Origin of the sequence: Albidovulum sediminis (genome assembly GCF_025380365.1) — a bacterium.
GTDB lineage: Bacteria > Pseudomonadota > Alphaproteobacteria > Rhodobacterales > Rhodobacteraceae > Albidovulum > Albidovulum sediminis.
Window position 1 is genome coordinate 1 of sequence record NZ_JAOCQF010000015.1, and the last position, 2703, is coordinate 2703.

Sequence of the window (2703 nt, forward strand, 5' to 3'; positions counted from 1 at the left end):
GTCGATTATGTGGACAGCATGCCGACGGTGGCGTTTTGCCCTATGCTGGCTGCCACGACCCGCAAAATCACCGAGGCGCAGATGTTTAAACTGAGAAGCGCCGACGGTGGCGCGACCATTCTTGTGACAGATATGGACGGCAACGCAGTCGACCCGATTTGCAGTTTTGTCGGCTATCTGGGGGCGAAGGCGTATTCGCCGAACACCGCCCTCGCCTATGCACGCGACGTCATTCATCTCTGGACCTTTCTCTCAACCCAAGGAATTCACTGGACCTCCTTCTCCCCCGAACTCTCGGCCGCATTCCTCGAGTACCTCCGGTCGGTAAACGCCAACCGCAAGCGCCGGGATACTTCGATCAGACTGGTGGTGAGCGAGGGGGCTGCCGTTCGGCAGGGCCTTTCAGCCGCAACGATCAATCGCATCCTCGTGGCGGTCGACGCCTTCTATCGCTGGGCGATTTTCACCGGAGCGTTCAGCGGGGCAAACCCGATCGCGAAGAAGCAAGATCAAACGTCTTGGCGGGTGAGCGACAGGCATAGGCCGTTTCTGACTGGGATTTCACGGCAGAGGTCTGAGGTCAGAGAATTGCGCCTGAAGACCATGCAACGGCTTCCAAGACCGATGAATCAGCAACAGGTCGAAGGTTTATTGGCCGCCACGCGCAATCTCCGCGATCGCAGCCTGGTATTGCTGATGCTGAACGGAGGCCTGCGCCCCGGAGAAGTTCTCGGGTTGCATCTCGCCGATATAGGCTACGGGCGCAGACGCATCTTTGTGCGCTGCCGCGATGATCATCCAAAGGGCGCACGATCGAAGTCCCGCGTCGAGCGCGTAGTCGATTTGCATGATGGCGAGACACTGGAAACCCTGAACACATACGTCATGCACGAACGACCGGGTGATGCTGACGTTCCTTTCGTGTTCCTGGTCGGCGGCACAGGCGTAAACCGTCAAGAACCGCTGTCTTATTCTGCGCTGGCGCGACTTTTTGCTCGCGCATGTGATCGCGCCGAGATCCGAGAGCCGTGGATGACCCCGCACGCCCTTCGCCACACCCATGCGACGCGCATGTGGGAGGCAGGGATGCGAGAACTGACATTACAGAAGCGATTGGGTCATGCCTCGCCGGAATCGACAAGAATTTACACAAGGGTTTCCGACGCCGTGGTGGTCGCAGAGTATCGACACGCCTTAGGGCTGGACCGTCCTTCGCAAACAACGGACGGAGAGGCTCTGTGACCCATGTATCGTCAAAATCGGCCGTCGACCGCCCTGTCATATTTGAGCACGCAGACGAAGCTGACTATGCGGCATTTCTGGCGCGCATCCCGATGGCTGAAAGTTTTCGCCGCAAACGGTTGATATACCGATCCATGTTCATTGAGAGTTGGCCGGATATCAGGGATTGGTTCGCTGCCCCCCTGCCGATCAGAATTGGCTGCCTAAATGGTGACAAGCAGGCCCATCCGACTTATCCGGTCAGCTTTCGGGCACGCAGCTATCTCTATTACGCAGCCATGACCGACCGAATCCGGTTGGACTACGATTTCCTGTTCGCAGTCGGAAACATGCGCGTGGCGGAGACCATGGAGCCATTGAACGCCTATGAAGGGCTCGACGCACTGGTCGCGGACAGTGCGAAGATTGGCTATTCCGCAACCGGCGTGCAAGCAGCGCTCCGCGTGGTTTTGCCACGTCTTGCGATGCACACGGGTGTCCGCTCTTTTGGCGATCTTCGCCAACATCACCTTGACGAAATGATCGCAGGTGTCGACGCCTTCGCCGCACGGCACGACACTCATATCTTCCGAAACGAGAAAGAAGACTTCCCGGCAGGCTTTCAGCGCAGCTGGCGGGTCAAAACCCGCGTTCTGCAGCTGCTCCTCTTCCAAAACGGGAACGATGTCATCCGGCCTCAGATTATCCAGGACAAACGCAAGCCGATCGCTTCGCCGAGGCCAGACCTGCAGGAATTGGCAAACCGCTGGCTTGAGAGGAAGCGGGTCAGTCTTGCTCGCCCGACGGTAGATCACATGGCCGTTTCGATGAGGCATTTTGTGACTTACTTGTCTACGCGACAGCCCAGCATTTTGAACTTTGCTGACATCAATCCGGAGCTCTTCAACGACTACCTTCGCCACCTTCAGTTCGACATTGCACCACGCACCGGCGCGCCGCTGTCCATAAATGCTCGTCGAGCAAGGGCGGGCACAGTTGCCAAGTTCCTGTCTGATGGCGCAGCATGGGACTGGCCCAATTTTCCGACCCGACCCATTCTTGATCCGAACGATCTGCCGAAGTTGGCACATCGCGTGCCAAGGTTTATTCCCGAGGACCAGCTGTCGCGCCTTATGGCGCAGCTGCCGAGCCTCGAGTGTGAATTTCAGAAGGCGGCGCTGCTGATCGCCCGCTGGTCTGGCGCACGGCGGGGAGAGGTCATTCGACTCCGCTTGGACTGCCTGGATCAGTATCCCGACGGGACCTTCAGACTGCGGATACCCGCTGGAAAGACTATGCGGGAACGCCTTGTGCCTTTGCATGACGACGCCGCAACGGTATTGCGCGAAGTCATCCAGCGTCGGCTCGAAGCCAACGACCGCCCGATCCGGGATGACAAGACCGGCGACTTGGTTCGTTATGTCTTCTTTCGCCGCAGCGGGCGGATGTCGGCAGACTATTTGCTGCAATACCCCCTCAATC

2 protein-coding genes are annotated in these 2703 nt (G+C 58.3%); both read left to right on the forward strand.

From position 1 onward, the window contains the following. Positions 1–1242: tyrosine-type recombinase/integrase (locus N5I32_RS21180; protein WP_369414382.1), on the forward strand; the 1242-nt coding region annotated here is incomplete at its 5' end. Next, the coding region (locus N5I32_RS21410) for a tyrosine-type recombinase/integrase (protein WP_261497894.1) at positions 1239–2703 on the forward strand (1465 nt) is incomplete at its 3' end. The genes N5I32_RS21180 and N5I32_RS21410, both read left to right, overlap by 4 nt.